We start from the raw sequence: 25,762 nt of genomic DNA, 5'->3' as shown, positions 1-25,762 counted from the left end.
CCAAGCGCGCTCTCAGAACCTCCGGCTCCAGCCGATCGAGGCGGAAATCTGGTGCATCTCCAATTTGATCGTGCTCGCAGGGGTGCTGGCGGGCGTGCGCTCATAGCCGCTGACGCTGTTCGAGGCCACATAGCTCAGCGCAAAATCAAGCCGGTCGCGGTCATTGAGCCGCCGCGTGCCGCCCAGGCTGAAATGATCCTCCACCACGCCCGGCGCAAAGACGTTGAACATCGCATCGTCCGAGCGGACCGGGTTGGAGGCATGGGCATAGCCCGCGCGCCAGGTCATATCGGGGGATTGCTGCCACTCCGCACCGATGCGGACCACTTCCACATCGCGCCAGCCAAAGCCCGGCCCGCCCGCGCTGCCCAAAGGCAAAAGCCCGAGCGTGGTCGAGGTGTTTCCGACCGCGGGCACGTCGCTGTAAAAGATCTTCTGGTAATCGGCGAGCAGCGTGACCGCAGGACTTGCACGGAAGGCCACGCCAACAGCCACCGCGGCGGGAATGTCGAATTCACCGCCATTCTCGAACAGGCCCGCATACTCCTCGAACTTGCTCATGTTGAACTTGCTCTGCCCGGTAAGGCCAAGCGTAAGCTCTGGGCTGAGATCATATTGCACCCCGGCGCGCAGCCCGACCCCCCAGGAAAGCTCATGCTTGCCGCTTGTCATATGGGCGGGGTCGCTCGAATAGCCCGCAAACGAACCGATCCCGCGCGCGGCGAAACTTTGTACCGCCAGCGTTGGCGCGATCCCCCAGCTCAACGGCCCGGCCTTTTTGGCATAGGTGCCGGAAACGAAAAGCTGGGTGAGGTCCACCCCCGCCTTTCCGGCGCAGAAAATGCCGCTGAAGGGGCCGCAATTGGCATTGGCCATATTGGGATAGGAGGTGTTCATCCCGCCGTTGCCATAAACCGCGAGGTTGAGCACCGCCCCGTTTGCGAGCGGGTGGTTATAGGCGAAATTCGGGATCGCAAAGAGATCATGGCCGCTTTTCACCGTGGTATTGGCGGGCAGCATCGCCGTGGCGCCGGTCGTGAACTCCCGGCTCGGGGCGAAGAGTTCGAGCCCGAAGCTCACCTCATGCCCGATCGTGGCGACCGAGGCCGGGTTGATCGCCGCCGACATCGCATCTTGGGAAAAGGCAACGCCGGTCCCGGCAAGGCCGCGCTGGGCCGTGCCATAGCCGAGCGCGAAATACCCCTCGGTGGCGCTCGCGGATAGGGGCGGCGCGGCGGTCAGGCACACCACGACCATGCCCGCGATGCGGGGTCTTGAAAATGCACTCATTACATCCTCCCTCGGGACCGGATCTCGGTGCACGCTTCTCCCGAGCGCGCAGCCGCCATGGCCCGCTTGCGCAAGGCGCCGCAAAAGTAGCAATTCCGTGCCGTAAATCATATATGTAATTTAAATAGACTAATGGGCGGGCAGGGGGGCCGGGGGCAATCTCGGCGCTTCCCGCCGCCCCCCAAGCCAGTGTATAGCGCTCCCATGAGCCAGAATCCGCCCGACCTCCGCCCCGATCTTGCGCCACAGGCGCGCTTTTCCGATGCGCCCCGTCCGGGCCAGCCGATGATCGGCATGGTGTCGCTGGGCTGCCCCAAGGCCTTGGTGGACAGCGAGCGCATTCTGACCCGGCTGCGCGCCGAGGGCTATGCGATTTCGCCCTCCTATCAGGGGGCGGAAGCGGTGATCGTGAACACCTGCGGGTTTCTCGACAGTGCCAAGGCGGAAAGCCTTGAGGCAATCGGCGAGGCGCTGGCGGAAAACGGCAAGGTGATCGTGACGGGCTGCCTTGGTGCCGAGCCCGCGTTCATCACCGGGGTGCATCCCAAGGTGTTGGCCGTGACCGGGCCCGAGCAATACGAGCAGGTGCTCGATGCCGTGCATCTGGCGGTGCCGCCAAAGCCCGACCCGTTCGTTGACCTGCTTCCGCCGACCGGGGTGAAGCTGACGCCGCGCCATTTCAGCTATCTGAAAATCTCCGAAGGCTGCAACCACGCCTGCAAGTTCTGCATCATCCCCGACATGCGCGGCAAGCTGGTGAGCCGGCCCGCCCATGCGGTGCTGCGCGAGGCGGAAAAGCTTCTGGATGCCGGCGTGCGCGAGCTTTTGGTGATTTCGCAAGATACCTCCGCCTACGGCCTTGATCGCCGCCATGAGGCAAGCCCGTGGCAGGGGGGCGAGGTGCGCGCCCATATCACAGATCTTGCGCGCGAACTCGGACGTCTGGCGCAGCCCTCGGGCGCCTGGGTGCGGCTCCATTACGTCTACCCCTACCCGCATGTGCGCGAGCTCGTTCCGCTGATGGCGGATGGCCTGGTGCTGCCCTATCTCGACATCCCGTTCCAGCACGCCCACCCGGAAACGCTCAAGCGCATGGCGCGCCCCGCCGCGAGCGCCAAAACGCTCGACGAGATCGCCGCCTGGCGGGCCGATTGCCCGGAGATCGTGCTGCGCTCCACCTTCATCGTTGGCTATCCCGGCGAGACGGAGGAAGAGTTCCAGTATCTGCTCGACTGGATGGAGGAGGCGCAGCTCGACCGGGTTGGCTGCTTCCAGTATGAAAACGTCAAGGGCGCGCGCTCGAACGACCTGCCGGGCCATATCGCGCCCGAGCTGAAGCAGGAGCGCTGGGAGCGCTTCATGCAGACGGCGCAGGCGATTTCCGAGGCGAAGCTGGCAGAAAAGGTCGGCACGCTGCAACAGGTGCTCGTTGATGCGATCGACGCCGAGGGCGCCACGTGCCGCACCCGCGCCGATGCCCCCGAGATCGACGGAAATCTGTTTATTGACGAGGGCTTCGAGGGGCTTTCCGTCGGCGATATGGTGACGGTCGAGGTCGAAGAGGCCTCTGACTATGACCTTTGGGGGCGGATCATCTGATCCCCCCGCGCCATAATGTCTCGCGCAATTATCTTGCTTTTCATCGCATTTGGCGGCATATCGGGGCGCGCAACGCGCTAGCTCGACGACCTGCTTCCTTTCGGCTTCAGTTCTCGATCGTGACGTGACTGAGCCGGGCCGCCGCAATCTCGCGGGCGGCATGACAAAGGAGAAAACGGATGGCCAACGGCACCGTGAAATGGTTCAACCAAACCAAAGGCTTCGGCTTCATCGCCCCGGAATCCGGTGGCAAGGACGTGTTCGTCCACATCTCGGCGGTGGAACGCGCCGGCCTGCGTGGCCTCAATGACGGCCAAGCGGTGACCTTCGATCTCGAAAAAGGCCGCGACGGCCGCGAATCGGCGATCAACCTCGCCCTCGCCTGAGATCTTCGGGTCCATTGGAATTTGAAGCGCGGCCTCCCCGGGGCCGCGTTTTTCTTTGGTCGAGTGGCTGCCCTCAGAGGTAGCCTTCGGTGTCGATATGCACCACCGTGCCGCAATGCTTGCAATGCACCGCATCGGCATCATGCAGCTTGAGCCCGCAGGTCGGGCATTCGCTGCGCACCTTGGGCGGGCGAAACAGCACCTGCGCGAGCCGCAAGAACAGCGTGACGCCAAAGATCATCACCGCAACCGACAGCAGCCGCCCCGAAGTGCCCTGCAACGTAATGTCACCAAAGCCCGTTGTCGTCAGCGTGGTGACGGTGAAGTAAAGCGCATCGGCATAATTCTGGATCTGCGGATTGGCGGGAAACTGGGTGGCATAGATCAGCCCGGTCATCACGAAGAGAAAGACGGCCAAGTTGATCGTGGCGAGGATCACCTCTTCGTTGCGGTAAAACAGCGCGAAGTCTTGCCGGAGCCGCGAGAGCATCTGATAGGCGTGGAGCAGCCTGAGCGTGCGCAGCACCCGCAAAAAGCCAAAGCTCTCCCCGGCGATAGGGGCAAGGAAGGATACCAGCGCCACCAGATCGGCCCAGGTGGAGAACCGCGCCCAGAACAGCCATTTGCGCGGCTCAATGGCAAAGCGCGCCAGAAAGTCGGCCACGATCACCACGCCGATCACCGCGTCGATGGCTTCGATCAGCGGCGTATGCGCAAAGAAGGAGGTGGCGATGACGAACAGGATCGTCACGAGGTCAAAGCCCAAAAGCGCGTAGCGGAACGCCTGCGCGCGTTTCGAGCGGCCAAGGTAGAGCTGGTTCAGGGTCTTGCGCATCCGCACCTCCGAAAACAGGCTAAAACAGCCTTGCCGCCTTGCCAACTGCGCCCTTCCGCCCCTTCCCCCGCGCGCCCATTTCCCCTATCTAGCCTCCAAACCCCCATTCCAAAGGTGCGCGCATGGCTTCCTATCAATATGTCTACCACATGGATGGCGTCTCCAAGACCTATCCGGGTGGCAAGAAATGCTTCGAAAACATCCGCCTCAACTTCCTGCCCGGGGTGAAGATCGGGGTTGTGGGGGTCAACGGCGCCGGCAAATCGACGCTTTTGCGCATCATGGCCGGGATCGACAAGGATTTCACCGGCGAGGCCTGGGCGGCAAAAGGGGCGAAAGTGGGCTACCTGCCGCAGGAGCCGCAGCTCGACGAGGCCCTGAGCGTGCGCGAAAACGTCATGCTTGGCGTGGCCGAGAAAACCGCAAAGCTCGCGCGTTACAATGAACTCGCGATGAACTACTCGGACGAGACCGCCGAGGAAATGGCGAGCCTGCAAGACGAGATCGATTCCGAGAACCTCTGGGATCTCGACAGCCAGATCGACGTGGCGATGGAAGCGCTGCGCTGCCCGGCAGACGATGCCAATGTGGCCACCCTTTCGGGCGGGGAGCGGCGCCGGGTGGCGCTGTGCAAGCTGCTCCTTGAAGCGCCCGACATGCTGCTTCTGGACGAACCGACCAACCACCTTGACGCCGAAACCATCGCCTGGCTGCAAAAGCACCTGATCGACTACAAGGGCACGATCCTGATCGTCACCCACGACCGCTACTTCCTCGACGACATCACCGGCTGGATCCTCGAACTCGACCGGGGCCGCGGCATCCCCTATGAGGGCAATTATTCGGCCTGGCTTGAGCAAAAGGCCAAGCGCCTCGAGCAGGAAAGCCGCGAGGACAAGGCCAAGCAAAAGGTGCTGGCGAAGGAACTCGAATGGATCCGCGCCGGTGCCAAGGCGCGTCAGGCCAAGTCGAAAGCCCGGATCCAGGCCTATGAGAAAATGGCCGACCAGTCCGAGCGCGACCGGATCTCGACCGCGCAGATCATCATCCCGAACGGGCCGCGCCTTGGTGGCAAGGTGATCGAGGTCGAGGGGCTGGCCAAGCATTATGCCGACCGCCAGCTCATCGAAGGGCTCGATTTCACCATCCCGCCGGGCGCGATTGTTGGCGTGATCGGCCCGAACGGCGCCGGGAAATCGACGCTCTTTCGCATGATCACCGGGCAAGAGAGCCCCGATGCGGGCGCGATCACGCTGGGCGACACGGTGAAGCTGGCCTATGTCGACCAGTCGCGCGACGCGCTTGATGCGAACAAGACCGTCTGGGAAGAGATTTCCGGCGGGGCGGAGATGATCGAGCTTGGCGATGCGCAGGTGAACTCGCGCGCTTACTGTGGTGCTTTCAACTTCAAGGGCGGCGATCAGCAGAAGAAGGTGGGCCTGCTCTCGGGCGGGGAGCGCAACCGCGTGCATATGGCGAAGCTGCTGAAATCAGGCGGCAACGTGCTGCTCCTCGACGAACCGACGAACGACCTTGACGTGGAAACGCTGCAGGCGCTTGAAGCCGCGATCGAAGATTTCGCGGGCTGCGCGATCATCATCAGCCACGACCGCTTCTTCCTTGACCGGCTCTGCACCCATATCCTCGCGTTCGAGGGCGAGGCGCATGTGGAATTTTTCGAGGGCAACTTCGAGGATTACGAAGAAGACAAGATCCGCCGCCTCGGCCCGGATGCGGTGGAGCCCAAGCGCGTGAAGTACAAGAAGTTCTCGCGGTAAGGGCTTGGATGAGTATTTCGTCTATATTGATGAGGCGGGAGACGAAGGCTTTGGCAAGCTTCGGTCTTCAAACTCCGGGGGGCAATCAAACTGGTTGCTCCTCGGGGCAGCGGTCGTTTCGAAGGAAAACGACCGCTTATTGCCAAGATGGCGTGACGATATCATGGCGATGTTCCCCCAAAAGGGGCGCCGTGATCTGCACTTCAAGAATTTGAAGCATGAACAAAAGGTTGCGGCCTGCCGACATTTGTCTGGGAAGCCGGTCGGTGCATGCGTGATTTGTTCGGACAAGACGACGATTCCCGATCTGAGCCCCGAAGCTCTGGCCGTCTACAAGTCAAGGGGGCATCTCTATAATTATCTAGTACGCCTGCTATTGGAACGTGTCTCGCTCGCCTGTGTCGAGCGGAGTGAAAGATCCGGGCGGAAATGCAAGGTGCATGTGACGTTTTCAAAGCGCGGCGGGACTGATTACGCCGTAATGCGTGACTACCTTTATCTCATGCGGGACGGGCGAGAAAAACTCCCCCCGGCGCGGTCTATCCGCTGGGATGTTCTCAATCCTGAAGACATCAAGGTTGAAGACCATGCGAACAGGGCTGGCCTTCAAATCGCCGACCTGATCACCAGCGCGACCTACGCGGGGCTTGAGCTAAACCCTTATGGCGATACTGAGCCTCGCTACGCGGCGCTTCTTTCGCGACGCTATCTCAGGACGCCGCGTATCAAGGGAACGGGAATTACGATCATTCCGAAAGCATCATTGACCAAACCCGAAGTGCGGTCACTGTTCGATATCCTGATATGAAGTGCGGGCCCCTGGATCCTGTGTCACGCCGCTCAGGACGCTGCTGCCGGATGGCAACTCGGATTTGCTCCAGCGCTTGCCCGCAACATTAATATAGTATCACAAAAGCTAACTTTCAATGTCTCCTTCCGCCATGACCCTCACCCGCATCCACACCACGCTCCCCGATGCCGCCTCGGCGCGCGCCCTTGCCGAGGCGCTGCTTCACGCCCGGCTCATAGCCTGCGCCCATATCGCGCCGCCTGGAACCTCGCTTTACACTTGGAACGGCGCGCAGGAGGCGAGCGCCGAGGTGATGCTCTGGCTGAAAACCACGCCCGCACGGGCTGCAGAGGCTGTGGCCGAGATCGAGCGGCTGCATCCCTATGACTGCCCGATGATCCTGACCGATAGGGTCGCGGCAAATCCCGCTTACCTCGCCTGGGCGGAAGCGCAGACCCGATAAAGCGCTCCCCGGCGCGGTTGGGGCACAAACCCTCTTGATCGGGCGTGGCTTTCGCCGTATTCCGCGCGGGTCCGGACCGGAATCGGCCCTCGGACCCTTACCCTGTTGCCTGTGGCCACCTGCTTCGGTGGCCGCGTGAGGGCCTCAGGGAAGGTTGGCAAAAGACGATCTGATCCTCCGGCGGGCGCCTGATGGCGGACCCGGGCGAAGACCGGAGCTCTCGGGCGGCATCACCTTTGCGGAACAAACCGCAAGCAACGAAAGGACATGCGATGAATCTGATCGCACAACTCGAGGCGGAACAGATCGCCGCGCTCGGCAAGACGATCCCGGATTTCAAGGCTGGCGACACTGTGCGCGTCGGCTACAAGGTGACCGAAGGCACGCGCTCGCGGGTGCAGATGTATGAAGGCGTGTGCATCGCGCGCAAGGGTGGCGCGACCATCGCCGCCTCCTTCACCGTGCGCAAGATCTCGTTCGGCGAAGGCGTGGAACGCGTGTTCCCGCTCTACTCGACCAACATCGACAGCATCGAAGTGGTGCGTCGTGGTCGTGTCCGCCGCGCGAAGCTCTACTACCTGCGCGCCCGCCGTGGCAAATCGGCCCGGATCGCCGAAGTCACCAACTACAAGCCCAAAGCCGAGTAAGGAGCGGATCGATGAAAGCCGATACCCATCCCAAATATCACTTCATCACCGTCAAGATGACCGATGGCAGCGAGTATCAGACCCGCTCCACCTGGGGCAAGGAAGGCGACGTGATGGCGCTCGACATCGACCCGCTCGCGCACCCGGCCTGGACCGGCGGCTCGGCCAAGCTGATGGACACCGGCGGGCGTGTGTCGAAGTTCAAGAACAAATACGCTGGCCTCGGCTTCTGAGCCTGAGCACAGCAGCGGATGTGAGAGGGGCGCCATTGGCGCCCCTTTTCGCTTCGGCAGGCCGAAGCGACCCGCCGGGGGGCGTTGCCCCCCGGACCCCCTAGGATATTTGCACAAAGTCGAAGATCAGCGGGGCCATGGCATTCGGGCCGCCACCTTTGCACGACGGGGGGCCGGCCTGAGGATCGACGGGGACGGCTGGTGCTTTGCCCGGCGGTGCAGGCTCTGGGGCGAGGTTGCGGCGGAGCGCGCGGGTGGGGCGGGCGCTCCTGCCCGAGCCGATCATCAAGACGTGTTGGCGCCCCACTCTTCCTTCGGCGCGCGCCCCGTCCTATAAAGCCGCAACTGCCCGCAGGCCCCCGCCACAAGATGGAGTTGCAGATGATCCTTGGCCATATCGGCGCCCGCAAGGGCTCGAAAGGGGTTCCGGGCAAGAACTTTCGGCCGCTGTGCGGCACGCCGCTGATCGACTGGTCGCTTGATCAGCTTTTTGCCTGCCCTGCCATCGATGCGGTTGTCGTCTCGACCGATGACGCGCGCATTTATGAGCATGCCGTTGCCAGGGGCGCTCTCGAGATCGGGCTTCGGCCTGCGCATCTTGCCACCGATGCCGCGCCCAAATGGGGGGTGTGGCAGCATGCGCTTGCGGCGGCGGAGGCCAGGCTCGGGGCTGCGGTTGATGTCTTTGTCGATCTTGATTGCACCGCGCCGCTGCGTCTGCCCGAAGATCTGGCCGGGGCCATCGCGCTTTTTCAGGCGCAAAAGCCCGACATGGTGATGAGCGTCTGCGAGGCGCGCAAGAACCCTTACTTCAACCTTGTGGAAGCCGACGAGACCGGGGCGCTCCATGTCTCCAAGCCGCTGCCCGGGGGCGTCTGGTCGCGTCAGGCGGCGCCGAAGGTCTGGGAGCATGCCGCCTCCACCTATGTGCTTGACGCCGCCTATCTGCGGCGCGCCCAAGCCATTTACGAGGGCCGGGTGATCCCCTTCGAGATGCCGCCCGAACGCTGTCTCGATATCGACAGCCCGTTCGATTTCAAACTTGTCGAGATGCTCATGAGCGAGCGTCTGAACCCGGAGAGCGCCCAATGAGCCTGACCGACCGCACCATTTTCATCACCGGCTCGGGCGGTGTGCTCGGCTCCACCTATGTGCGCCGGATGCTCGCCGAGGGCGCGCGCGTTGTGGCGACCGACCTGCCCGGCCACCGCGCCGAGGCGCTGCAGGCGGCCCATGAGGGCAACGCGAACTTCCGCTTTTACACGCTCGATGTGGGCGAGGAAGCGCAGGTCGAAGAGATTTTTCAGCGCGTGATCACGGATGGCTGGGAGCCGAACGTCGTGCTCAACAATGCCGCGATCACCGGCGAGATGCTGATGGGGGCCGGCAAGAGCTTCCCCGATTTTTGCGACACGACCGTTGCCGATTTCGAGCGCACGCTCCACACCAACCTCACCGGCGCTTTCATGATCGCGCGGCAGATGGATCGTGACATCGTGGGCCGTTACCCGGCCACGCTGATCAACGTCGCCTCGATGTATGCGCTCAATGGCGCGCATCACCCGATCTATGACGGCATGCCGTTCAAGAACTTCTCGGCTTATGGCGTCAGCAAGGCCGGCATTCACGGCCTTACCGTCTGGCTTGCGGGCTATTGGGCGCCGCGCAAGGCCACCGTCAACACCATTGCGCCGGGCGCCGTTTTCAACGGCCATTCGGACGAGTTCCAGCGCCGCGTGGGCGAGCTGATCATGGCGGGGCGGATGGCCAAGCCCGACGAGATCGCCGATGCGATGCTGTTTTTGTGCTCGGCGCAGGCGGGCTATATCACCGGGCAGTTGCTCAACGTCGATGGTGGGTTCTCCGCATGGTGAGCCCCCATGTTGCGGTGATTGGTGCGGGCTCGATCGGGCGGCGCCATGCGGGCAACCTTGCCGAGCTTGGCGCCAAAGTGGCCCATATCGGCTGGCGTGACTTCGACGCCGCAGCCTTTGCGGCGCGGCGCGATCTTGATGCCGTTGTCATCGCCACCGCAACGCAGATCCGGCTGGATCTGATCGCGCTGTGCGCGCGCATGGGGCTGCCGTTTTACGTGGAAAAACCGCTCACATGGAGCCGTGCGGAGCTGGACGCGATCCATGAGGCGGCCGCGCCGGTGGCAGAGCGCTCCATGGTCGGCTTCATGATGCGCTACCACCCGGTGATGCGTGCGCTGGCCGCCGAAGATCTCTCTGACATCTACGCCTTCAGCTTCGAGATCGGCCATGATGTGCGCCAGTGGCGGCCCAATTGGCGCTTTGGCGACAGCTATGCCGCGCGGCCCGAGGGGGGCGGCGTGCTGCTTGACCTGTCGCATGAGCTCGACATGGCGCAGATGCTGTTTCCCGGCCTTGCCTTGCGGGCGGTGGACAGCCTCGGCCATGCGGAATTTCCGGGTGTCGATTTTGCCACCACGCTGCAACTCGCAACCCCCGGCGGGGCGATTGGCACGGTGAGCATGGATTACCTCTCGCCGGTGTTCCTTCGCCGCGCCCGGTTGCGGGGCCTTTCGCGCAATATCGAGATTGATTTCCTCGTGCCCTCCTTGCGCTTTGTCACCCCCGAGGGGGCGCAGACCCAGGCCTTTCCGTTTGAGCGCAATGAGATGTTTCTTGCGGCGATGACGGATTTTCTGACGCTCGTGCGCACCGGGGAGGGGGCGGAGATCACCGCCCATGCGCCGCGCCTTGCCAAGACGCTCGCAACCGACCGGCTGGTGGCCGAGGCTTGGGAGCGGCGCGCGTTTCAGGGCCATGTCGCGCTCGATATGGGGTGATCAGCGCGGCGCCCGCGCCAGCGCGCCCGGCAGCGCAGCAAAAAAGCGCTCAACGCCGCCTGCGTGCTCGGCAAAGAACGCCTCGATCTGCGCGGGGCTTGGCAAATCGGGGCTGGCCAGCGCGGTGGCGAGGTCTTCGGCCGTGGTCAGGCGGCGCGCAACGCCTGCGGCTTCCGCTTCGAGGAACGGGTATTCGATCGGCCAGATCACCGGCCCGGTGAAAACAGGTTTGCCCATTGCCAGCGGCTCGATGATGTTATGCGCGCCCTTGGGCGTGAAGCCGCTGCCAACAACCACGAGATCCGCCATCGCGAGGTAGAAATACATCTCCCCCAAGCTGTCGCCCAGCAGCACCTCGGGGAGTGTGGCGGGGGCGCTGAAGGCGGTGTGCTCATCGAGCGTTGCGGGCAGGTCTGTGGAGCGGCGCATCCGTGAGAATCCCGCCTCGGCGATCAGCTCCGCGCAGATGCCAAAGCGCTCGGGCTTGCGCGGCACGTAAAGGAAGAACGGCGTTTCGGCGGTGCTGCGCAGCCGCGTCATCACCTCAAGATAGGTCGCATCCTCGCCCTCGACGGTGCTGACAAAGGCAATGACGCGCCGCCCCTCCAGCCCGAGCGCGCGCCGGGCGTGCTGGCCTGCGGTGCGCAGGGCAGGGGGGATCGGCTGCTCAAAGCGCAGCTCTCCGGTGATGGCGATATTTGCCACGCCCACCGAGGCGAAGCGCTCCGCCTGCAGCGACGATTTCACGAAGGCCCCGGCAAACTGGCGGATCACCTCTTGCCGCAACCGCAGGCCACGCCCGTCGCGCGCCATCGCGCGGGAGGGATATTGCGCGTTGCACATGAACAGCGGCACGCCCGCCGCGCGAGAGGCGGCCACCATCCGCGGCCAGATCTCGATCTCCATCACAAGGCCGAGCTTGGGGCGAAACGCCTTGAAGAAACCGCGGTAAGCCCATTGCGTTTCAAACGGCACCCAGACCACGTGAACCCTGCCCTGCGCGCGCTCGGGCGCAAAAACGGCTTCTGCCTCGCGCCGCCCGGCGGGGGTGAAACAGGTGATCACGAGCCGCTCGCCGCGCGCCAGAAAGGCGCGCCCGAGCGGCACGGCAGAGCGGAGCTCGCCCAAGGAGACGGCATGGACCCAGATCGCGCCCTGCACGCGCGCGTTATAGCGGCCAAAGCGCTCGGCCAGATGCGCTCCGTAGACGGCATCCTTGCGGGCGCGGCGGCGGAGATAGGCGAGGATGAAGGGCAGGCCAAGCGTCCAGAGCGCGGACCAGAGGCCAAGGAAAAGGCGCAGCTTCAACGGCATGGTCCGGCCTCCATCACGGCAGTGAGGCGCGCGGCAAGATCTGCGACCCGCGTTTGTGCCGAGCCAACGAGGGTGCGCGCGCGCGCGGCCATTTCTGCCGCCTCTGCGGGGGGCGGCATCGCGGCGGCGAGCCCGCCGAGTGCCACCGGGCGCGCCGCGCCTGCGGCATCGAGCGCGGCGTAATCGGCGCGGAAATTGCCCGTGTCGGGGCCGTGCAGCACCGGGCAGCCAAGCTGCACCGCCTCCCAGGGGTTGTGCCCGCCGATGGCATCGCGAAAGCCGCCGCCGATCAGCGCGATCTCTGCGAGCCGATACCAGAGCCCCATTTCGCCCAGAGTATCGGCGAGGAAGACCCGCGTATCCGCTGCGGGCAATTCCCCTTTTGAGCGCTGCGCGCAGGGAAGCCCGCGCGCGGCAAGATCGGCAGCGATCTCCCCGCGGCGCTCCACAAAGCGCGGCGCGAGGATCAGAAGGGTCTCGGCGGGCGCGGTTTCCAGCGCGGCGAGCGCTTCGGCCTCGTCGCCCGGGTGGCTTGAGGCCGCAAGCCAGATCCGGCGCCCGGCCAGCCGGGCTTGCAGCCGGGCCAGCTCTGCGCCATCGGCTCCCAGGGGCGGCCCTGCGGGTTTGAGCGAGCCCGAAACGGTGACGTTTTCTGCCCCGAGCGCGGCCAGATGCCGGGCCGTGGCGGCGTCTTGCGCATCGGTCAGGGCCAATTGCCTCAGGGCGGCGCGGTAAACGGGGGCGAGGCGGCGGCGCTTTTTGTAGCTGTGCGCGTTCATCCGCGCATTCACGAGGGCCTGTGGCACCCCTGCCTTGGCGGCGCTGAACATGGCACCGGGCCAAAGGTCTTGCTCTGACCAGATCGCAAGGTCGGGCCGCCAATGGTCGAGAAACCGCGCCCAGTAAGGCGCGATGTCGAGCGGCAGGAACTGGTGGCGCGTGGTTGCGCCCATGTCGCGGGCAAAGACTTCGGCCGATCCCCGCGTCGAGGAGGTGACGAGAAAGGCCAGATCCGGCGCGCGCGTCTCAAGCGCGGCAATGAGCCCGCGCAGCGCCATGGTCTCGCCAAGCCCCACCGCATGCAGCCAGACCAGCCGCCCCGCAGGGCGCGGCAGGCCGGGCTCGCCCAGCTTTTCGCGCCAGCGCCCGGGGATTTCGCGCCCCTGCTCCAGGCGTCGTTGCAAAAGCACCGGCGCGAGCGGCGCCAGAAGTCGGCTTGCCGCCAGATAGGCGGCGCCGAGCGCCCGCCCCGTGTCAGCCATGATCGGCAAAGGTCTTTTGCAGACCCGCAGTCCAGAACGCCGGATCGCGCAGCGTTTCCAGGAAAAGTTCCGCCGCGCGCCCGGTGCCGAACGCGGTGTGGGACGGGTAGCGCTTGCCCCATTCGTCGCTCAGAAAGCGCGTGATCGCGGTGCGGTCCGAGGCCGGGGCCTTGCAGATCGAGGGCGCCTCGGCGCGGTTGGTTTGCCGCGTGCCCACATCGAGCGAGGGCACGCCAAGGAAGGGCGCTTCGCGCACCCCCGCCGAGGAATTGCCGATCATGCAGGCGGCGTGTTTCATCAGCTCGGAGAAATGCGCGAACCGCATTGAGGGGATCAGGCGGAACCGCGCGCGGGGAAGCTTTTGCAGCTCGGCGAAAATCGCCTCCGAGCCGGGGTCGTTGTTGGGGGCGATCACCACGAAATTGCGCCCGCTCGCCTCAAGCGCGCCAAAGAGCCCCTGCGCCTGCGCCCCCATCGTTGCAACTTCGGAGGTGACCGGGTGGAAGGTGACGATGCCGTAATCGGCAAAGGGGATCTGGTAGCGCTCAAGCACCGCCTCGAGCGTGACGCCCGAGGGACCGGCATGGAAATCAAGCTCGGGCGAGCCGATCACATGGACATTCGCATCGGGTTCGCCAAGGCCCATCACGCGCCGCTTGGCCTCGTCCGACGATACGAAGTGATGCGTGGAGAGCTTAGTGTTGCAGTGGCGGAACATCTCGTCGATCGTGCCCGAGACCTCGCCCCCCTCGATATGCGCGGAGCGGACATAGTTCATGGCACAGACGAGCGCGCAGGCCAGCGCCTCGACCCGGTCGCCGTGGATCACCACCAGATCGGGGCGATGCTCGATGACGAAATCGGAAAAGCCCGCAACGGTCTTGGCAAGGATCGTGTCTTGCGGGTCGCCGATGCGCTGGTTGAGGAATTCGTGCACCGCGACGCCCTGCATCCGGCCCACCTCTATTTTTGTCAGCCCGTAGAGCGAGAGCATATGCATGCCGGTGACAAAAAAGGAGACGCGGAAGCCCGCGTCCCGCGCCGCGATGGCCAGCGGTTCGAGCTTGCCGAAATCGGCACGGGTGCCGGTGACGAACAGGATCGAACGGGGCATGGGCTGGGTCATCGGGGCGCTTTCTGAACGGGTCTGGGGCGCAGGAATAAACGTCCTGCGCCGCCAAGAAAAGGGCAAGAAGCCTTGGGCCCTGCGCCCTCAGGCGAGGTCAGACCATTTGAGCTGGGTGTTGCGGGTCACTGCGCGGGTCAGGCGCTTGCCCACCACCTTGTCGAAATCATAGCCCGCGATCTCGCCCGAGCCGGGGCGGCGCGCCCAGATATCGGCCTCGGTGATCACATGGCCCGCGGGCAGATCGGCATCGGCCACCACCGAGGCGCGGGCGAAGCGGTAGACCGGCTCCTCGGCGGCGGTGCGCGCCTTCGGGTTGTTCGCGGCGATCCAGATCTCGCGCGAGCGGTCGATCAGGAAGCGCAGCTCCGCCGGGTCCATCGAGTTGATGATGTCGGGGCCGATCCGGTAGCGGCTGTCGGTGTAATGCCGCTCGAGGATGCAGGCGCCAAGCGCCACGGAGGCGAGCGCCATCTCCGGCCCGATCGAATGGTCCGAAAAGCCCACCGGCACCCCCGGAAAGGCCTTTTGCAGTTCGCTCACACCCTTGAGCGAGACGATCTCGGGCGGCGAGGGGTAAAGGTTGGTGCATTCCAGAAGTGCAAATTCGACACCCGAGCCCTGCAAGATCTCGACACTGGCGCGGATGGTCTCGATTGTCTGCATGCCGGTTGAAAGGATCACCGGCTTGCCCTTCTTCGCGATGTGGCGAATGAGCGGCAGGTTGTCGGCCTCACCCGAGCCGATCTTGTAGCCCACCACGCCGATCTCTTCGAGAAACTCGGCCGCCGCGCGCGAGAACGGCGTCGAGAGATAGATCATGCCAAGGCTCTCGGTGTAGCGCTTGAGCTCCACCTCGTCGTCTTGGGAGAGCGCGCAACGCGCCATCACCTCCCAGATCGAGACATCGGCATTGGGCGGAAAGATCTGCTTGGCCTCATCGGTCATCTCGTCTTCGAGAATGTGGGTCTGATGCTTGACGCATTCGCAGCCCGAGGCGGCGGCGAGGCGGACCATCTCCTTGGCGACATCGAGCGAGCCGCCATGGTTGATGCCGATTTCGGCGATCACCAGCGGCGGATGGTCGGGGCCGATCGAGCGGGAACCGAGTTTCATGCCTCTTTACTCCTTGCTGCACGCTGTGCGCGCTGTTTTTCGGTGCCCCAGCGGTCGTGGATCCAGAGCCATTGATCGGGGAAGCGGCGCACCTGCGCCTCCAGTCGCCGTGTCATCTCTCGCGTCATCTCTGCCGCCGTCGAATGCGCGATCGGCGTTTCGAAATGAACCTCGTGGTGGATGCCATCTTCGCAGCGGTGGCAAAAGACCGGCAACAGAAGCGCGCCGGTTTTCAGCGAAATCTCCGCCGGGAAGGGCGAGGTTGGCGCGGGATGGCCAAAAAACTCCACATCGCCATAGCGCGTGGCGCGCACGTCAAAGAGCATCGCCGCCACGCCGCCCTTTTGCACATGGCGCACAAAGGCCATCACGCCGCGCCGCCCCTGATCGAAGCCCGGCCCGGTCAGGCTTTCCATCGTGGTCTTGTAATGCGCGTTGAAATAGGGGTTCTTGGCCGGGCGGTAGAGCGCCGCCACCGGGTATCCCATGTTATGGATCGCAACGCGCAGGGTCTCGTAATTGCCCAGATGACCCGAGACCACCATCACCCCGCGCCCCTCGGCGAGCGCGGCCTTGAAATCGGCAAGCCCCGGCCCGTCGATGCGGCAATGGCGCAGCACCTCGGAGAGCTCTTCCTTCGAGTAGTTCTCGATGGTGGTCTTGCCGAAATTTATCGCCACGCGGCGCGCAAGCGCGCGCGCCTCGGCCCGCGGCATCTGCGGAAAGATCAGCTGCAGGTTCTTCACGCCCTTGGTGATGAAGCCCGCGAGGGGCGCGATCACATAGCCGGTGAGCCAGCCAAAGATGCGCACCCGCGCGCGGTAGGGCACGCGCTTGACCGCGCCGATCATCAGCCTGAGGAAGGCGTCCTCGATCCTGTCCTTGTTCAGCGCCATATTGGCCAGATCCCTTCTCCGGTCCTGCCTTCTCTTCGGCGGCGCCCCGCGCGATGTCAAGCGCTCGCGCCCGGCCGAACGTAGTATCGGGCTACCACCACTTCCACGCCCGGTTGCGGCAGGCTGGGGCTTCGACCATGGCAAGAGGGAGGATGCAAGATGGCGAAGATCCTGATGATTACCGGTGATTTCACGGAAGATTACGAGACGATGGTGCCGTTTCAGACGCTTTTGGCGGTGGGCCACAGCGTTGACGCGGTCTGCCCCGGCAAGACGGCGGGCGAAACGGTGAAAACCGCGATTCACGATTTCGAGGGGGACCAGACCTATTCGGAAAAGCCCGGGCACAACTTCGCTTTGAATGCGGATTTCGACGCGGTGGCCGTCGAGAGCTACGATGCGCTGGTGATCCCGGGCGGGCGGGCGCCGGAATATTTGCGCCTCAACCCCACGGTGATCGCGATGGTGCAGCATTTCTTTGAGGCGGAAAAACCGGTGGCGGCGATCTGCCATGGCGCGCAGCTTCTGGCCGCCGCCGGGGTGCTTTCGGGGCGAACCTGCTCGGCCTATCCGGCCTGTTCCTATGAGGTCACGGCCGCCGGGGGCGCTTATGCGGAAATTGCGGTGACAGATGCGGTGACCGATGGCAATCTGGTGACTGCGCCCGCCTGGCCCGCGCATCCCGCGTGGCTCAAGCAGTTCATGGCGCTCCTTTGACATCAACGGGAAGGGAGGCCCCGCGATGTGCGAACTGTTTATCAAGGCCGATGCGGGGCAGTGGCAAAGCCATACCCACAGCCTGCGCATCGACGGGGTCGCCACCTCGATCCGAATCGAGGACCATTTCTGGGAGACATTGGCCGAGATCGGCCTGCGCGACGGCATGAGCACGGCGCAGCTGATCACGCGGCTCTGGCACGAGGCGCGCGCAGCCGATCATGATCCGGGGAATTTTACCTCGTTTCTGCGGGTCTGTTGCGCGCGCTATCATGCGCTGATCGCGGCGGGAGAAATCTCGCCCGACCGGCGCGTGCCGATTGCCGCCCATCCCGCCCGCGAGATCCTCGCGCGGGAGGAGGCGGGGCGGGGCCGGTTTCAGCGCATGAACTGAAGCCTCAGCCGCGCGGCGCTGCGGCACGGCGCAGCCGGTCGTTGATCGCCCGGCCAAGGCCCTTTTCCGGGATCGGCGCGACAGCGATGGTCGGGGCCTTGCGCGCGGTGGCGAGCCTGTCGGCCAGCCGCAGCGTGGCAAAAAGCGCGGCGGCGGCGGCAACAAGATCCCCGGAGGCCGAGAGGCTGAGGTCGGCCTCCGGGCCGCCGGGGCCAAAGCCTACGAACACCTCACCGGGGCGCTTTTCGGTGGCCTCAAGGCGCACCGCGGCGCCGGGGGCGTAATGCGAGCTGAGCTGGCCGGGGGCATTGGGTTTGTGCGCATTGCCGCCGCTTGCGAGCGGCGCGCCAAGCGCCTCTTCGAGCGCCTCGACGGGCAGCCCGCCGGGGCGCAACAGGGTTGGTGGGTCAAGGCTCAGGATCGTCGATTCCACCCCCACCGGGCAGGCGCCGCCATCAAGCACCGCGGCGATGCGCCCGGAAAGCCCCTCCATCACATGATCCGCCGCGGTCGGGCTGACCTTGCCCGAGGGATTGGCCGACGGGGCGGCAAGCGGGCCGCCAAAGCTGGCAAGCAGCGCGCGGGCAAGCGGATGGGCGGGCAGGCGCAGCGCCACCGTGTCGAGCCCCGCGGTGACGAGATCGGCGATCCCGGCGCCGGGGCGAAGCGGCAGCACCAGCGTGAGCGGCCCGGGCCAGAAGGCGTCCGCCAGCGCGCGCGCCTGCGGCGTGAAGAGGGCCACCTGTTCGGCCATCGCAAGGTCGGCCACATGCACGATCAGCGGGTTGAAATGTGGCCGCCCCTTGGCAGCAAAGATCCCCGCCACGGCGGCGCCATTGCGGGCATCGCCCCCAAGCCCGTAAACCGTCTCGGTCGGAAAGGCGACGAGCCCCCCTGCGCGCAACAGCTCTGCCGCCCGCGCGAGCCCCGCGGCATCGCCGCCCAGACGTTCGGTCATTTTCTGCATGGACCCTTTGTGACGCTGCGTTGCGCTAGACGGGGTTTGCCCTTGCGTTACCCTGCCTTCAACTTCCCGACATAAGCGCGTGGCGGAGCTTTGCCAAGCGCGAGACGAGTGCACCAAGGAGACCGTCATGGCCTATCGCTCCCCCGTTGCCGAAATCCGCTTCATTCTCGACAAGGTGGTGCCGCTTGCGCCGGTGACCGAAACGGAGCGCTTTGCCGAGGCGACGGGCGAGACGGTGGAGGCGGTGCTGACCGAGGCGGGGCGGCTTTGCGATGAGGTCATGGCGCCGCTCCTGCGCGCGGGCGACCTGCATCCCGCCAAGCTCGAAAACGGGGTCGTGCGGTCGTCACCGGGCTTCAAGGAGGCTTATGCGCAAATCGCCGAAGGGCATTGGGTCGCCGTGGCGGCAGACCCGGACTATGGCGGCATGGGCCTGCCGCAAACGCTTTGCGTGGCGATCAACGACATGATGTCCGGCGCAAACCTTGCGCTGCAACTGAACCCGCTGCTCACGCAGGGCCAGATCGAGGCGCTGGAGCATCACGCCTCCGAAGAGATCAAGGCGCTTTACATCCCGAAGCTGATTGCGGGCACCTGGTCGGGCACGATGAACCTGACCGAACCGCAGGCCGGCTCGGATGTGGGGGCTTTGCGCACCAAGGCCGAGCCGCAGGGCGATGGCACCTATGCGATCACCGGGCAGAAGATCTTCATCTCCTGGGGTGATTCTGATCTGACGGAGAACATCTGCCATCTGGTGCTCGCGCGGCTGCCCGATGCGGCGCCCGGCACCAAGGGGATCTCGCTGTTCATGGTGCCCAAGCGCCTCCCCGATGCGGCGGGCAATCCGGGCGTGGCCAACAGCCTCAAGGTGGTTTCGCTCGAACACAAGATGGGTCTGCATGGCTCGCCCACCTGCGTGATGAGCTTCGAAGGCGCGACCGGCTGGATGGTGGGAGAGCCGAACAAGGGCATGGCGGCGATGTTCACGATGATGAACAACGCCCGTCTTGCCGTGGGCGTGCAGGGCATCGGCATCGCCGAGGGCGCCTATCAAAAGGCGCTCGCCTACGCGCAGGAGCGGGTGCAGTTTGCGCCGATCATCGCGCATGCCGATGTGCGCCGGATGCTGGCCGAGATGCGCGCCGAGATCTTTGCCGCGCGCGCGATTGCGCTTGCCTGTGCCGTTGCGCTCGACATGGGGCGGGCGACCGGCGCGGCGGAGTGGCAGGCCCGCGCGGCGCTCCTGACGCCGATTGCCAAGGCCTATGGCACCGATGTCGGCATTCATGTCGCCGATCAGGGCATTCAGGTGCATGGCGGAATGGGCTTTGTGGAGGAAACCGGCGCCGCGCAATATCTGCGCGATGTGCGCGTGACGGCGATCTATGAGGGCACGAACGGCATTCAGGCGATGGATCTCGTGGGCCGCAAGATGATGGACGAGGGGCGCGCCGCGTTTCGGCTGCTGCAGGAGGTCGAAGATGCCGCCAAGGCGGCGCGAGAGGCGCTGCCTGATCTTGCCGAAGCCGTCTGGCAGGCGGCCGAGACCCTGCGCGAGGCGACCGAGGCGCTGATTGCGCAGGGCACGCAGGACCGGTTTGCCGGTGCCGTGCCGTATCTGCGCGCCTTTGCGCGGGTGCTCGGGGCGCATTTCCACCTGCAGGCGGCTTTGGCCGAGAGCGCTCGGGCGAAGCTCGCGGCTATCTACATCCGCCGCATCCTGCCACAGGCGGAGGCAGATCTTGCCGCGGCGCGGGCGGGGGCGGTTGACCTTTTCGCGCTTTCGCCCGATGACCTCGGAGCATGAAGACAAAGCACGGCCTGCGCTACCCGTTTGAGATCCCCCCCGCCTTTGGCGAGACGCTGGAGGTTGCCGAAGGCATCCTGTGGTTGCGCTTGCCGCTGCCGATGGCGCTTGACCATGTCAACGCCTATGCGCTTGACGAGGGCAAGAGCTGGACGCTCGTCGACCCCGGCATCGACAGCGCGGCCTGCCGCGCGGCGCTGACAAAGGCGCTCGAAGGGCCGCTTGCGGGCAAGCCGGTGGGGCGGGTGATCGTCACCCATTATCACCCTGACCATATCGGCCTTGCCGGCTGGTTGCAGGAGCGGGGTGCGGAGCTTTGGACCACCCGCACGAGCTGGCTGTTCGCGCGCATGCTCTGCCTTGATGTGCAGGCGCTGCCGGTTCCCGAAACGCTGGCGTTCTGGCGGGCCGCGGGGATGGACCCGGTGTTGCAGGAGTTCCGCGCCACCGAACGCCCGTTCAACTTTGCCGATTGCGTGCACCCGCTGCCGCTCGGTTTCCGCAATATCGTCGAGGGCGACGTGATCCGCGCCGCCGGGCGCAGCTGGCGGGTGCGGATCGGGCAGGGCCATGCGCCCGACCATGCAACGCTCTGGAGCGCAGAAGACGGCTTGATCCTTGGCGGCGATCAGCTTCTGCCCTCGATTTCTGCCAATCTTGGCGTTTATGCCACCGAGCCGCTTGCCGATCCGGTGGCGGACTGGCTTGCAAGCTGCCGCGCCTTTCAACCTTTTGCCGAGGACGATCAGCTTGTTCTGCCGGGCCACAAGGCGCCGTTTTACGGCCTCCCGCTCCGGCTGCGGCAGATGATCGAGAACCATGAGGGCGCGCTCGAGCGGCTGCGCGCGCGGCTTTCCGAGCGCCCGCATACGGCGGTCGACTGCTTCCCGGTGCTGTTCAAGCGAGAAATCGGCATGTCGGAATACGGGCTCGCTCTGGTCGAGGCCGTGGCGCATCTCAACCATCTCTATCTGCGTGGCGAGGTAGTGCGCGAAATGCGCGAGGGCTGCTGGTTCTGGTCGCTGCGCTGAGCGCGCAACCGAGCGTTGCCCAGAAAGAACAACCGGGCCGAAAAACGCAGCTTCCCGCGCGTGAAGAGTGTTCTTTTTCTGTCGTCCGTGCTTCACGCAATGCGGGCAAGGTGGCGACACTTTGGGGACTAAACGACATAGGGGGTCCGGCAGATGCGCCGACTTTTCATCTGCCTGGCCGCGCTGGGCATGCTTTCTGGCTGTGCCGGTCAATCCGTCTGGGCGACCGATGAGGCGGTCAAGGCGGCGGCGGTGCATACCGGCAATCCGCCCTCGGTGACGCTGCTCACGGTGATCGGCACAACGACCGGCGGCGGCGGCCATTCGGCGCTGATGATCGACGGCTCGCAGCGCGTGATCTTTGATCCGGCGGGCACCTGGTATCATCCGACGGTGCCGGAGCGGAACGATGTCGATTACGGCATCACCGATCAGATGTACAAGTTCTACATGGATTACCACGCCCGCGAGACCTGGTTCGTGCGTGAGCAAACGCTGCGGGTCTCGCCGGAAACGGCCGAGGCGCTGCTGGCGCGGGTGCAGTCGAACGGCGCGGTGGCCAAGATGATGTGCGCCAACCAGACCGCTGCGGTGCTGCGCTCGGTGCCGGGCTTTGAGAGCATGCCCGCCACCTTCTCGCCGATCAAGCTTTCCAAGGCGTTCGGCCAACTGCCGGGGGTTGTCACCAAGGATCACTATGACAACGACCCCGATGACAATTCGGGCGTGCTGATGATTCAGGCCGAAAAGGCGAATTACGGCACCGTCATCGGCAAGGTGACGAACTGAGCCGCGTCGAGCCGGGGGACGGTCTCTCCCGGCTCACCCCACCAGCCAAAGCGCAAGGTAAAGCGTGCTGAGCCCGCCCAGGATCGCATAAAGCGTGTTGCGGCTCAAAAGCCCCACGCCCAGCGTGGCGGCGGCGGCCAGAAGCCGCGCCGGATCGGGGCTGCCCCCTGTTGCCGCGGGCCAGAGCACCAGCGGCGCCACAAGGCCGGGCAGCACCGCGACGGCGGTGTAGCGCAGATAGCGCAGCGCCCATTCCGGCAGGGGTTTGTTGCCAAACAGCCCGAGGAAGGAATAGCGCAGGAAAAACGTGCCGATGCCGAGCGCGAGGATGATCAGCCACAGCGTCGGGCGGCCATAGAAGTCGGCGGTGCTCATGTCCTCTCCTTGCGCCGCGCGAGAAAGATCTCGGTTTGCGCGCCCGCCACCATCGCGATCATGGCGGCAAGAATGAGCCCGGTGCCTGCGGGCAGAAAGGCGAGCACGAGCGCCATCACGATTGAGACCGTCGCGGCAACGAGATGCGGGATCGAGCGCAAAAGCGGCGCGATCATCGCCAGAAAGGTCACCGGCACGGCAAAATCGAGCGCGAAGGCGGGGGGGATCGACTTTCCGAGCAAAGCGCCCGCGAGCGTGGAGACATACCAGAGCGGGCAGATCGGCGTGCAGGCGCCCGCGTAATAGGCTAGCTTGGTGGCAAGGCTTTGCTTTGGCGCGATGCGGTAATCGGCATCGGCAAGCGCAAACACCTGATCGACCATGAAATAAGCGACAAGAGCGCGTTTCCAGGAGGGCGCGGGGCCGAGATGAGGCGCCAGTGCCGCCGAATACATCGCCATGCGCAGGTTCACCGCGAGCGCGGCAAGGATCACCATCACCGTGCTCGCATGGTCATTCATCAACTGCACCGCGGTGAATTGCGAGGCGCCCGCGATCACCAGCACCGAAAAGCCCATCACCTCGACGAGATTCAGCCCGGCCTCGTTCCCGGCAACGCCAAACAGCATGCCGAAAGGGGCGATCACGAGGATGAACGGCAGGCCCTGTCGGGCGCCGCGCCAATATGCGGCAGAGGGGGAGGAGGTTTCGGACATGGGGGGGCTTGCTCGGGACGGTGGGATGGGCGAGTTGTAGTGGCCGGAATTCCGCGCGCCAAGCGGGCGATTGTATCGGGGGCAATATGGACGTGGCAGGGCTGATCCTTGCGGGCGGGCAGGGGCGGCGGATGGGCGCCGAGAAGGCGCTTGTGCGCCTCGCCGGGCGCCCGCTCGTGGCGCATGTGGCCGCGCGGCTCGCGCCACAGGTCTCGGCGCTGGCGCTTTCGGCCAATGGCGATCCGGCGCGGTTTGCCGCGCTTGGCGTGCCGGTCCTTGCCGATCCGCAGGGCGAGCAGGAGTGCGGGCCGATGGTCGGCGTGCGCGCCGGGCTGCGCTGGGCCGCGGCCAAGGGGGCTGCGGCGCTCGTGAGCGTGGCGGTTGACACGCCGTTTCTGCCCACGGATCTGGTGGCACGGTTCACAATGGCCGGGCGCGGCGGGGCGGCGCATGCGCAAAGCCATGGGCGCGGTCATTACACCGCCGCGCTCTGGCCTGTGGCGGATCTCCCCCGGCTGGACGCGCTGTTCGCGGCGGGGGAGCGGCGGATGCGGCCCTATCTTGCCGGGGCGGTGGTGGTTGGCTTTGACGGCACGCCCGACCCTTTTGCCAATCTCAACAGCCCCGACGACCTCGCCGCGGCCGAGGCCTGTCTGGCGGGGCGCACGCAATGAATGTGGTGTTGCGCCATGGGCTTGAGCCCGCGCAGCGCCGTCAGGCGGCGCGGCTCTACTGGCGCGCCTTTGGCGGCAAGCTGGGTCGCGTGATCGGCCCGGAGCCAAAAGCGCTCGCCTATATCGAGCGGGTGATCGACCCGCGCCATGTGATCGCGGCAAGCGATGACGGGGGGCGGGTGCTTGGCGTGATCGGCTTTCGCACGCGCGATGGCTCGTTCGTGGCGGGCACGCGCGCGGATCTGGTGGCCGTTTACGGCAGCTTTGGCGCGTTCTGGCGACGGCTTGCATTGTCGGTGCTGGCGCAGGATCTGCCAATCGAGATGGTTTCGGTGGATGGGTTGGCGGTGGCGGAGCGCGCTCGCGGGCTGGGGCTTGGGGCGGCGCTGATGCGGGCCTTGTGCGACGAGGCGGCGCGGCAGGGCTATGCGGGCGTGCGCCTTGATGTGGTGGGCGAAAATCTCCGCGCCCGCGCGCTTTATGACCGGCTCGGCTTTGCCGTCACGGGGCGGGCGGATCGCTGGCTGACGGCGGTGATGTTTGGCTATCGCACGGTTTTGGCGATGGAGCGGCGCTGGTAGGCTTTCGCCTCGGCAGGCCGAGGCGACCCGCCGGGGGGCTTTGCCCCCCGGACCCCCCGAAGTGGGGCGATGCGCTCAAACAGGCGCTGGTGCGTTCAGTCGAACGTGCCGGTCACGCGCCCGAGCAGCATGAAGGCGCGCGCGGTCCGGGTGTCGGCGAGCTCGGCGACATCCTGATCGGTGGCATTTTGCTCGAAGTCGGTGAAGGTGCGGTCGAACTGGCGCAGGAAATGATGCGCCGCATCGCGAAAGATCGTGTCGGTGCGCATCCGCCCCGCCGTCAGCGCGAGCGAGGAGCGGTCTCGCACGCCGCCGAGCGCGGCGATCTCGCGCCCGCGTTCGCCCTTGGCAAAGCGGCGCCACAGCTCCGGCCGCGCGCGGTCGGGCTTCAGATCATCCATGTAGATGCCGTCTTGCGCGAGCAGGTTCAGCACATCTTGCGCGGCGCGCAGAAGCTTGGCCATCGTGCGGTCCTCCAGCGCGCGGCGCAGCGCGCGGAAGCCTTCCTTGTCTTCGGCATTGTCGGGAAATTGCATCGCGCGGATGAAATCGGCCACCGAGACCGGCTCTGCGAGCTCTTCGGCGGGGGTTCCGAGGGCCAGCGCGGGCTGGTCATCCGCCACCGGTGCCGGGCGCGGCGCCACGAGTGCCGCCTTGCGATCAGCCGAGGGCTGCACCACGCCATGATCGCGCCGCGAGGAAAAGGTGGCGAGCGCCGTTTCCGCCTGACGCGCGGCAATCGCCACCTCGTCGAGTTTTTTCTCGAGCGCCTGACCCGCGCCGGAGCGCATCTGGCTCTGGTTCGCAAAAGCCACGCGCATCGCCTCCAGCGAGGTCTTGAGCGCCTGCGCCTCGGCGCGCATCTCGCGCGCGGTGCGTGCCATGATCGTGGCCATCCAGATCATCACCACCGGCAGCACAATGCCGACCACGGTCATCACCACCGAGGCTGCGGAGAACCCGCCTGCGCCTTCCGCGCCCGGCACAAACCACCAGAACGCGCCGACGAGCCCGAGCCAGGCGAGGCTCAGCGCAAGAGCCCCCCATTCGCCGCGCCCGCGCGCGGCGATTCGAGGCACCGGCCGCAGCGCCGCACCCGGATCGGAAAGGTTGGATTCCGCGTTGGGCTCGCCCATTCTCGCCCGCTTTCGTGACTGC

The 25,762-nt window shown here is 65.4% G+C and carries 28 protein-coding genes; 17 read left to right on the top strand and 11 right to left on the bottom strand.

Translation table 11 applies throughout. From position 1 onward, the window contains the following. Positions 1–12 precede the first annotated feature (12 nt). On the bottom strand, positions 13–1,290 hold the full coding sequence (locus tag ACFSM0_RS10700) for an OmpP1/FadL family transporter (protein WP_377390160.1): 1,278 nt from the start codon (positions 1,288–1,290) through the stop codon (positions 13–15). A gap of 204 nt (positions 1,291–1,494) precedes the next feature. Between ACFSM0_RS10700 and rimO the strand changes: the two genes are divergently transcribed. After that, a complete protein-coding gene (gene rimO / locus ACFSM0_RS10695; protein ID WP_377390158.1) occupies positions 1,495–2,889 on the top strand; it encodes a 30S ribosomal protein S12 methylthiotransferase RimO in 1,395 nt (464 codons plus the stop codon). A gap of 179 nt (positions 2,890–3,068) precedes the next feature. Further along, positions 3,069–3,275 carry a cold-shock protein gene (locus ACFSM0_RS10690; protein ID WP_377390156.1) on the top strand — a complete coding sequence of 69 codons (207 nt, stop codon included), beginning with the start codon at positions 3,069–3,071 and terminating at the stop codon, positions 3,273–3,275. Between the two features lie 73 nt (positions 3,276–3,348). On the opposite strand, the gene ACFSM0_RS10685 is transcribed toward ACFSM0_RS10690, so the two are convergent. Continuing rightward, on the bottom strand, positions 3,349–4,110 hold the full coding sequence (locus ACFSM0_RS10685) for a zinc ribbon domain-containing protein (RefSeq protein ID WP_377390154.1): 762 nt from the start codon (positions 4,108–4,110) through the stop codon (positions 3,349–3,351). Positions 4,111–4,232: 122 nt separating this feature from the next. Here ACFSM0_RS10685 and ettA point away from each other — a divergent pair, with 122 nt between their 5' ends. The 8 genes from ettA to ACFSM0_RS10645 all read left to right on the top strand — a co-directional run bounded on the left by ettA (position 4,233) and on the right by ACFSM0_RS10645 (position 10,836). After that, a complete protein-coding gene (ettA, locus tag ACFSM0_RS10680) occupies positions 4,233–5,888 on the top strand; it encodes an energy-dependent translational throttle protein EttA (protein ID WP_377390152.1) in 1,656 nt (551 codons plus the stop codon). Positions 5,889–5,892: 4 nt separating this feature from the next. Then, positions 5,893–6,696 (top strand): DUF3800 domain-containing protein, encoded by an 804-nt coding sequence (locus ACFSM0_RS10675; RefSeq protein WP_377390150.1) that lies wholly within the window; start codon positions 5,893–5,895, stop codon positions 6,694–6,696. A gap of 118 nt (positions 6,697–6,814) precedes the next feature. Continuing rightward, entirely contained in the window at positions 6,815–7,141 is a 327-nt protein-coding gene (cutA, locus tag ACFSM0_RS10670) for a divalent-cation tolerance protein CutA (protein ID WP_377390148.1), read from the top strand. A 272-nt stretch (positions 7,142–7,413) separates the two neighbouring features. Further along, complete coding sequence (gene rplS, locus ACFSM0_RS10665; protein ID WP_377390146.1) at positions 7,414–7,788, top strand: 50S ribosomal protein L19; 375 nt, start codon at positions 7,414–7,416, stop codon at positions 7,786–7,788. Positions 7,789–7,799: 11 nt separating this feature from the next. Next, a complete protein-coding gene (gene rpmE / locus ACFSM0_RS10660) occupies positions 7,800–8,021 on the top strand; it encodes a 50S ribosomal protein L31 (RefSeq protein WP_097070985.1) in 222 nt (73 codons plus the stop codon). 381 nt (positions 8,022–8,402) lie between these two features. Next, entirely contained in the window at positions 8,403–9,113 is a 711-nt protein-coding gene (locus tag ACFSM0_RS10655) for an acylneuraminate cytidylyltransferase family protein (protein WP_377390144.1), read from the top strand. After that, entirely contained in the window at positions 9,110–9,895 is a 786-nt protein-coding gene (locus ACFSM0_RS10650; RefSeq protein WP_377390142.1) for an SDR family NAD(P)-dependent oxidoreductase, read from the top strand. Before ACFSM0_RS10655 ends, ACFSM0_RS10650 begins: the two co-directional genes overlap by 4 nt. After that, on the top strand, positions 9,889–10,836 hold the full coding sequence (locus tag ACFSM0_RS10645; protein WP_377390140.1) for a Gfo/Idh/MocA family protein: 948 nt from the start codon (positions 9,889–9,891) through the stop codon (positions 10,834–10,836). The genes ACFSM0_RS10650 and ACFSM0_RS10645 overlap by 7 nt, the downstream gene beginning before the upstream one ends. Here the strand turns inward: ACFSM0_RS10645 and ACFSM0_RS10640 are convergent, their stop codons facing one another. The 5 genes from ACFSM0_RS10640 to ACFSM0_RS10620 all read right to left on the bottom strand — a co-directional run bounded on the left by ACFSM0_RS10640 (position 10,837) and on the right by ACFSM0_RS10620 (position 16,550). Continuing rightward, positions 10,837–12,150 carry a 3-deoxy-D-manno-octulosonic acid transferase gene (locus ACFSM0_RS10640; RefSeq protein ID WP_377390138.1) on the bottom strand — a complete coding sequence of 438 codons (1,314 nt, stop codon included), beginning with the start codon at positions 12,148–12,150 and terminating at the stop codon, positions 10,837–10,839. Continuing rightward, entirely contained in the window at positions 12,141–13,412 is a 1,272-nt protein-coding gene (locus ACFSM0_RS10635; protein ID WP_377390136.1) for a 3-deoxy-D-manno-octulosonic acid transferase, read from the bottom strand. Before ACFSM0_RS10635 ends, ACFSM0_RS10640 begins: the two co-directional genes overlap by 10 nt. After that, positions 13,405–14,538 (bottom strand): UDP-N-acetylglucosamine 2-epimerase, encoded by a 1,134-nt coding sequence (neuC, locus tag ACFSM0_RS10630; protein ID WP_377390134.1) that lies wholly within the window; start codon positions 14,536–14,538, stop codon positions 13,405–13,407. Before neuC ends, ACFSM0_RS10635 begins: the two co-directional genes overlap by 8 nt. Positions 14,539–14,625: 87 nt before the next feature. Next, on the bottom strand, positions 14,626–15,654 hold the full coding sequence (locus ACFSM0_RS10625) for an N-acetylneuraminate synthase family protein (protein WP_377390132.1): 1,029 nt from the start codon (positions 15,652–15,654) through the stop codon (positions 14,626–14,628). Beyond that, positions 15,651–16,550 (bottom strand): lysophospholipid acyltransferase family protein, encoded by a 900-nt coding sequence (locus tag ACFSM0_RS10620; RefSeq protein WP_377390130.1) that lies wholly within the window; start codon positions 16,548–16,550, stop codon positions 15,651–15,653. Before ACFSM0_RS10620 ends, ACFSM0_RS10625 begins: the two co-directional genes overlap by 4 nt. Positions 16,551–16,709: 159 nt before the next feature. Here ACFSM0_RS10620 and ACFSM0_RS10615 point away from each other — a divergent pair, with 159 nt between their 5' ends. Both ACFSM0_RS10615 and ACFSM0_RS10610 read left to right on the top strand, forming a co-directional pair. Next, the gene (locus ACFSM0_RS10615; protein WP_377390128.1) at positions 16,710–17,267 is read left to right on the top strand and encodes a DJ-1/PfpI family protein; all 558 of its coding nucleotides are present in this window, start codon (positions 16,710–16,712) and stop codon (positions 17,265–17,267) included. A 25-nt stretch (positions 17,268–17,292) separates the two neighbouring features. Next, positions 17,293–17,661, top strand: a complete 369-nt coding sequence (locus ACFSM0_RS10610; RefSeq protein WP_377390126.1) for a ribbon-helix-helix domain-containing protein — start codon at positions 17,293–17,295, stop codon at positions 17,659–17,661. Between the two features lie 4 nt (positions 17,662–17,665). On the opposite strand, the gene ACFSM0_RS10605 is transcribed toward ACFSM0_RS10610, so the two are convergent. Next, positions 17,666–18,628 (bottom strand): L-threonylcarbamoyladenylate synthase, encoded by a 963-nt coding sequence (locus tag ACFSM0_RS10605; protein ID WP_377390124.1) that lies wholly within the window; start codon positions 18,626–18,628, stop codon positions 17,666–17,668. 127 nt (positions 18,629–18,755) lie between these two features. Between ACFSM0_RS10605 and ACFSM0_RS10600 the strand changes: the two genes are divergently transcribed. The 3 genes from ACFSM0_RS10600 (at position 18,756) to ACFSM0_RS10590 (ending at position 22,258) form a co-directional block, all read left to right on the top strand. Beyond that, complete coding sequence (locus ACFSM0_RS10600) at positions 18,756–20,438, top strand: acyl-CoA dehydrogenase (RefSeq protein WP_377390122.1); 1,683 nt, start codon at positions 18,756–18,758, stop codon at positions 20,436–20,438. Beyond that, the gene (locus tag ACFSM0_RS10595) at positions 20,435–21,469 is read left to right on the top strand and encodes an MBL fold metallo-hydrolase (RefSeq protein WP_377390120.1); all 1,035 of its coding nucleotides are present in this window, start codon (positions 20,435–20,437) and stop codon (positions 21,467–21,469) included. The genes ACFSM0_RS10600 and ACFSM0_RS10595 overlap by 4 nt, the downstream gene beginning before the upstream one ends. 153 nt (positions 21,470–21,622) lie before the next feature. Continuing rightward, positions 21,623–22,258, top strand: a complete 636-nt coding sequence (locus ACFSM0_RS10590) for a hypothetical protein (protein WP_377390118.1) — start codon at positions 21,623–21,625, stop codon at positions 22,256–22,258. Positions 22,259–22,291: 33 nt separating this feature from the next. Here ACFSM0_RS10590 and ACFSM0_RS10585 read toward each other — a convergent pair whose 3' ends face one another. Together ACFSM0_RS10585 and ACFSM0_RS10580 are read right to left on the bottom strand one after the other, a co-directional pair. Beyond that, complete coding sequence (locus ACFSM0_RS10585; RefSeq protein WP_377390116.1) at positions 22,292–22,633, bottom strand: AzlD domain-containing protein; 342 nt, start codon at positions 22,631–22,633, stop codon at positions 22,292–22,294. After that, positions 22,630–23,349, bottom strand: coding sequence for an AzlC family ABC transporter permease (locus ACFSM0_RS10580; protein WP_377390114.1), 720 nt, complete (start codon positions 23,347–23,349; stop codon positions 22,630–22,632). Before ACFSM0_RS10580 ends, ACFSM0_RS10585 begins: the two co-directional genes overlap by 4 nt. 86 nt (positions 23,350–23,435) lie before the next feature. On the opposite strand from ACFSM0_RS10580, the gene mobA reads away from it, so the two are divergent. Beyond that, positions 23,436–24,023: a molybdenum cofactor guanylyltransferase MobA gene (gene mobA / locus ACFSM0_RS10575; protein ID WP_377390112.1), complete on the top strand. Its 588-nt coding sequence runs from the start codon at positions 23,436–23,438 to the stop codon at positions 24,021–24,023. Beyond that, entirely contained in the window at positions 24,020–24,604 is a 585-nt protein-coding gene (locus ACFSM0_RS10570; protein ID WP_377390110.1) for a GNAT family N-acetyltransferase, read from the top strand. Before mobA ends, ACFSM0_RS10570 begins: the two co-directional genes overlap by 4 nt. Before the next feature lie 95 nt (positions 24,605–24,699). On the opposite strand, the gene ACFSM0_RS10565 is transcribed toward ACFSM0_RS10570, so the two are convergent. Further along, positions 24,700–25,740: a hypothetical protein gene (locus ACFSM0_RS10565; protein WP_377390108.1), complete on the bottom strand. Its 1,041-nt coding sequence runs from the start codon at positions 25,738–25,740 to the stop codon at positions 24,700–24,702. Between the last annotated feature and the right edge of the window lie 22 nt (positions 25,741–25,762).

Origin of the sequence: Rhodobacter lacus (assembly GCF_042683065.1) — a bacterium.
Classification (GTDB): Bacteria; Pseudomonadota; Alphaproteobacteria; order Rhodobacterales; family Rhodobacteraceae; genus Rhodobacter; species Rhodobacter lacus.
The sequence above is the reverse complement of the archived record's forward strand: the minus strand, read 5'-3'. Positions and strand labels throughout refer to the sequence as shown.

Coding starts and splice junctions, on each gene's coding strand:
- ACFSM0_RS10620 (WP_377390130.1), bottom strand. CDS start 16,550: ATGGCGCTGAACAAGGACAGGATCGAGGACGCCTTCCTCAGGCTGATG.
- ACFSM0_RS10615 (WP_377390128.1), top strand. CDS start 16,710: ATGGCGAAGATCCTGATGATTACCGGTGATTTCACGGAAGATTACGAG.
- ACFSM0_RS10590 (WP_377390118.1), top strand. CDS start 21,623: ATGCGCCGACTTTTCATCTGCCTGGCCGCGCTGGGCATGCTTTCTGGC.
- neuC (WP_377390134.1), bottom strand. CDS start 14,538: ATGACCCAGCCCATGCCCCGTTCGATCCTGTTCGTCACCGGCACCCGT.
- ACFSM0_RS10585 (WP_377390116.1), bottom strand. CDS start 22,633: ATGAGCACCGCCGACTTCTATGGCCGCCCGACGCTGTGGCTGATCATC.
- ACFSM0_RS10595 (WP_377390120.1), top strand. CDS start 20,435: ATGAAGACAAAGCACGGCCTGCGCTACCCGTTTGAGATCCCCCCCGCC.
- ACFSM0_RS10685 (WP_377390154.1), bottom strand. CDS start 4,110: ATGCGCAAGACCCTGAACCAGCTCTACCTTGGCCGCTCGAAACGCGCG.
- ACFSM0_RS10640 (WP_377390138.1), bottom strand. CDS start 12,150: ATGCCGTTGAAGCTGCGCCTTTTCCTTGGCCTCTGGTCCGCGCTCTGG.
- mobA (WP_377390112.1), top strand. CDS start 23,436: ATGGACGTGGCAGGGCTGATCCTTGCGGGCGGGCAGGGGCGGCGGATG.
- rimO (WP_377390158.1), top strand. CDS start 1,495: ATGAGCCAGAATCCGCCCGACCTCCGCCCCGATCTTGCGCCACAGGCG.
- ACFSM0_RS10655 (WP_377390144.1), top strand. CDS start 8,403: ATGATCCTTGGCCATATCGGCGCCCGCAAGGGCTCGAAAGGGGTTCCG.
- rpmE (WP_097070985.1), top strand. CDS start 7,800: ATGAAAGCCGATACCCATCCCAAATATCACTTCATCACCGTCAAGATG.
- ACFSM0_RS10635 (WP_377390136.1), bottom strand. CDS start 13,412: ATGGCTGACACGGGGCGGGCGCTCGGCGCCGCCTATCTGGCGGCAAGC.
- ACFSM0_RS10700 (WP_377390160.1), bottom strand. CDS start 1,290: ATGAGTGCATTTTCAAGACCCCGCATCGCGGGCATGGTCGTGGTGTGC.
- ettA (WP_377390152.1), top strand. CDS start 4,233: ATGGCTTCCTATCAATATGTCTACCACATGGATGGCGTCTCCAAGACC.
- ACFSM0_RS10570 (WP_377390110.1), top strand. CDS start 24,020: ATGAATGTGGTGTTGCGCCATGGGCTTGAGCCCGCGCAGCGCCGTCAG.
- ACFSM0_RS10605 (WP_377390124.1), bottom strand. CDS start 18,628: ATGCAGAAAATGACCGAACGTCTGGGCGGCGATGCCGCGGGGCTCGCG.
- ACFSM0_RS10610 (WP_377390126.1), top strand. CDS start 17,293: ATGTGCGAACTGTTTATCAAGGCCGATGCGGGGCAGTGGCAAAGCCAT.
- ACFSM0_RS10580 (WP_377390114.1), bottom strand. CDS start 23,349: ATGTCCGAAACCTCCTCCCCCTCTGCCGCATATTGGCGCGGCGCCCGA.
- ACFSM0_RS10690 (WP_377390156.1), top strand. CDS start 3,069: ATGGCCAACGGCACCGTGAAATGGTTCAACCAAACCAAAGGCTTCGGC.
- ACFSM0_RS10625 (WP_377390132.1), bottom strand. CDS start 15,654: ATGAAACTCGGTTCCCGCTCGATCGGCCCCGACCATCCGCCGCTGGTG.
- ACFSM0_RS10650 (WP_377390142.1), top strand. CDS start 9,110: ATGAGCCTGACCGACCGCACCATTTTCATCACCGGCTCGGGCGGTGTG.
- cutA (WP_377390148.1), top strand. CDS start 6,815: ATGTCTCCTTCCGCCATGACCCTCACCCGCATCCACACCACGCTCCCC.
- ACFSM0_RS10600 (WP_377390122.1), top strand. CDS start 18,756: ATGGCCTATCGCTCCCCCGTTGCCGAAATCCGCTTCATTCTCGACAAG.
- ACFSM0_RS10645 (WP_377390140.1), top strand. CDS start 9,889: ATGGTGAGCCCCCATGTTGCGGTGATTGGTGCGGGCTCGATCGGGCGG.
- rplS (WP_377390146.1), top strand. CDS start 7,414: ATGAATCTGATCGCACAACTCGAGGCGGAACAGATCGCCGCGCTCGGC.
- ACFSM0_RS10565 (WP_377390108.1), bottom strand. CDS start 25,740: ATGGGCGAGCCCAACGCGGAATCCAACCTTTCCGATCCGGGTGCGGCG.